The organism is Streptomyces sp. SID486 (genome assembly GCF_009865385.1).
GTDB lineage: Bacteria > Actinomycetota > Actinomycetes > Streptomycetales > Streptomycetaceae > Streptomyces.
The window spans coordinates 1-3,948 of the sequence record NZ_WWJT01000753.1; the positions used below are offsets into that span (position 1 = coordinate 1).

Annotated in this window: 2 protein-coding genes; both read left to right on the forward strand. The window is 72.5% G+C overall.

The annotated features are described in order from the left end of the window. The first annotated feature begins 247 nt into the window (after nt 1-247). Nucleotides 248-2,296 (forward strand): hypothetical protein, encoded by a 2,049-nt coding sequence (locus GT045_RS35310; RefSeq protein ID WP_345942856.1) that lies wholly within the window; start codon nt 248-250, stop codon nt 2,294-2,296. Between the two features lie 5 nt (nt 2,297-2,301). Beyond that, a complete protein-coding gene (locus GT045_RS35315) occupies nt 2,302-3,921 on the forward strand; it encodes an ABC transporter substrate-binding protein (protein WP_202529325.1) in 1,620 nt (539 codons plus the stop codon). Nucleotides 3,922-3,948 lie beyond the last annotated feature (27 nt).

The window sequence follows — 3,948 nt, forward strand, 5'->3', positions numbered from 1 at the left end:
CACCCCCCACTGCCAACTTTCTTTCGCGTAACTACCGTTGTCCGAACAGAAGGCTCCATGTTCCACTAATCTCCTTCCGCCACATCGAGCACCCGCTCCCGGGCGGGGGAGTATTCACGAGGGATCCGTGTGTGATGACCTGGGGTTCGACAGGCTCCTCGGTGAGGAAGCTTTCTTCTCGCGTTTGTTCGGCCGGTCACCATCGGGCGGCAGTCGCGAGCCCTTGTACGGCCCCGACCTTCCCGTCGTGCTGCTCACGGGCGGTCCGGGCATGGGCAAGGGACGGCTGCTGCGCGCCGTACGGGACCGCTTCGCCGCCAAGGTGCCGGTGATCTACCTGGACTGCGGCTCACCCGTGTACGCGGACCGGGCGGAGCCGGAACCGGACGCCCGCTCGGCGGCGACCGAGGCGCTGGCCGAGGCCGCCCGGCGGCTGTCCACCTGGCAGGGGACGGGCGGCGCGTTCATCTTCCCCCGGCTCTTCGCGGGCCTCGCCATGATCGCGACCGGTGTCACGGAGGGCACCCCCGACGCGGTCGCGGCGGAGGTCGAACGGTACGAGGAGTTACCCCAGCGGCAGCGGATACGCGGCCTCGCCGCGGGCGACTTCTGGCGCGGCGCCCTGCGCGGAGCCATGCGGAACCTGCTGACCACCCTGTCCGGGCAGACGCTCGACCCCTACTCGGCGTCCGTCAGCAACGCGCTGCTGGACGCCCTCTTCGCGAGCCTCGCGCCCCGGGGCCGCACGGAACTGGCCCGGATCTACGGCGCCTACCCGGGCGCGGGCGGCCAGCCCGAGCACGGACTGCGCGACCTCGCCGCCGACTTCCAGGCCGGCGGCGAGGCACGGGAGCTGGCGGAGAGCTTCCTCTTCCGGGCGCTGCGCGAGGACCTGGAGGCGGCCTACACGGGCGCCGTGGGCTGGCTGCGCCGGGTCGGCCGCCCGGGGATCCTGCTGGACCGCGCCGAGACACCGCTGGGGGAACGGCTGTTACGCGCCGTACTCACCGACCGGCGCGGCGGGCAGCGCGACCGCGTGGTCATCGTCGGCACCGCGCGCCGGGCGGACGGGGGCGCCTTCCTGTACGAGGGGCTGCCGCCCGAAGAGCTGCCCGCCCCGGCCGACTTCCGGCCCGCCGACGGAGTACCGCCCGCCTGGTCCCGGCGCGCGCAGGCGGAGGCGGACCGCGCGCCGCTGGCCGACGGGGTGCTCCTGCTGCGCATGCCCCTGCTCACCGGCGACCAGCTCCGCACGGAGACCGAGTGCCGGCAGCGGCGCGCGACACCACAGGGCGGCACGAACCGGCGCCGCGTGGACGCCGCCGTGGCACGGCTGAGCGGCGGACGCCCGCACACCGTGATCCGGCTGGCCGCCGCTGCCGCCGGCTTCCGGATGCCCGTCGACGCCAACGACCGGGCCATCCTGGACGCCCCGCTGCGGCTCCCGGGCGACGGCTCCGCCGAGCAGCCGGTGGCCGACGTACTGCTGCGGGAACTGGTCCTGGACCAGCTGCCGGTACGGCTGCCGGCCGAGCACCACGAACACTGGCTCGATCTGCTCACCCACCTGTCCGTGGCGCACGACACCGAGTGCGCGGACGTCCTGCTCCGCCACCACCAGGCGGGCCGCGTCCACCGCCTGACGGCGCACCACGTGTCGCAGCTGCTCACCGACACCGGGTGGCCCGGCTGCGAACGCCACTTCATCGGGGACTTCGGGCTGCGCCAGCTGCTGGTGCACCGGCTGTACGGCCTGCTCCCCGACGGCGCCGCCTGGTACGCCGACCACCACCTGCTGCGGGACCACTACACCGAACGTCCGACGTGGGACGGGGCGTCCGGTGGCGAGGCGTTCCGCTCGGTCACGGCACACCGGATGAACCACCACCTGGTGTCCGGCGGCGCGGACGACGTCGTCCGCCACCTGACCGCCACGCTGCCCGGCCGGCCCCGGGAATGGTGCGCGGAACTGCTGGAGATCGCCCAGGCACCGTATCCGGGCGGCGCGGACACCCGACGGGAGCGCGCCCAGGGCCTGGTGACGGCGGACGGCCCGGCGCTGCGCCGTACCGTCGACCAGCTGCTGCACGCGGTATGGCTGTGCGAGGAGCGCACCAGGCCGACCGGCAGGGAGACGGCCCGCACGCTCGCCAAGCTGCTGGACCTGTTGTCGATCATGGAGTTCGAGGGGGCGGGCCGACTCGGCCGGACGGCGACCGACTGGAGCGCCCTGGCGGAGAACGACCAGCCGCTGCTGCGCTGTGCCTGCACCGATCAGCTCGGGCGAAGGAGATAACGGGGATGCCCAGGTGGAAGAAGATCCTCTACTCGCTGCTGGTGACGGCGGCGCTCGTGGCCGGGGGGCTGTTCGGCTGGTCCTACCTCCAGCGGCCCGACACCTGCGCCGGGGGGATCGAGCGGATCGGCGGTGAGTGCATAGGCGTCACCGGCTCGGGCTACGACTTCGGCACAGCGGAGATCACCGCCGTGGCCCGGGCCATCGCGCAGGAGAACGAGAGGATCGACGACCAGCCCCATGTGACGGTGGCGATGATGCTGCCGTTCCAGTCGGACAAGCCGGCGGTACGGCGGCAGATACGCAGCGACCTCCAGGGCGCCTACCTGGGACAGCTGCGGGCCAACGAGGGCGAGGGGGAGCCGCCGAAGATCCGGCTGGTGCTGGCCAATCCCGGGCGGGACTACGCCCACCAGTCCGAGGTCGTGGACACCTTGCTGCGCATGGCCGCCTCCGCCGAGGACCGGCTGCGCGCGGTGACGGGCTTCAACCTGAGCCTCGACGCCACGCGGGAGGCCGTCGGACGGCTGACGCGGAACAAGGTCCCGGTGCTCGCCTCCCGGATCACCGGCGACCAGATCGCCAACGAGGACGGGGCGGACGGCATGGCCAGGCCCCGGTTCCCCGGCCTGGCCCGGATCATCCCGACCAACCACGACGTCGCGCAGGCGCTGGCCGACTTCAACGGCGACCGCGGCAGGGAGAACCGCAGGACCGTACTGGTCTACGACACCCGGCCGGACAGCTACGACGAGTCGCTCGCGAAGGCGTTCAGCGGGATCGAGGAGAAGGGCCCGGCCGGTCCCGCCGCGATGTCGTTCGCGTCGCCCGCGATCGACGAGGCGGGCTCGACCGGCAACCAGTTCACCCAGATAGCCAACAACATCTGCGACACCGAGGCGGACACCGTCTACTTCGCCGGGCGCACGCTGCACCTGAGGCTCTTCGCGCTCAAGCTCGCCCAGGTGGGCTGCGAGAAGCGGCACTACACCATCATCAGCGGCTCGGACGCCGCCTCCCTGCGGCAGAACATGGCGCCGGAGGACTGGCGGCAGCTGCGCGGCGCCGACGGCACGGCCAAGGTGACGGTGCAGTACGCCGCGCCCGCCCATCCGGACGCCTGGGACACCGAGCTGTCCGCCTGGCGCCAGAAGTGGCGGGCGAGTCACGACCGCGAGCCCACCGAGGACGAACTCCCGCAGTACCTCACCGAGCCCAAGGCGGCCCTGGACGGCCTGGAGAAACTGATCGAGACCACACGCCGCAAGGGGACGGACCTCGGCTCCGCCCCGAACCTGGAGGACTCCCGCACGCTCCTCGTGTACGACGGCATGGTCACCATCGGCACGGCACTGCACCAGGTGCAGAGCGGCGACGCCACGAAGGTGCCGGGGCTGGAGGACGTCGGCAGGGAGTGGTCGCAACTCCAGTCCCGGCACCGGGTCCAGGGCACCAGCGGTCTGATCTGCCTGACCGGCGGCGGAAACCCGTACGACAAACCGGTCGCGGTGGTCGAGCTGGACCCGGGCCAGGAAGGCCGGGGCAGGCTGAAGTTCGTCGGCCTCGGCTGGCCGACGGGCCGGCAACAGCCGAAGAACTGCGTGATCCCGAGCCACACCCCTTGAGCCGCACCGACTCGGGGGCGCGCCCCT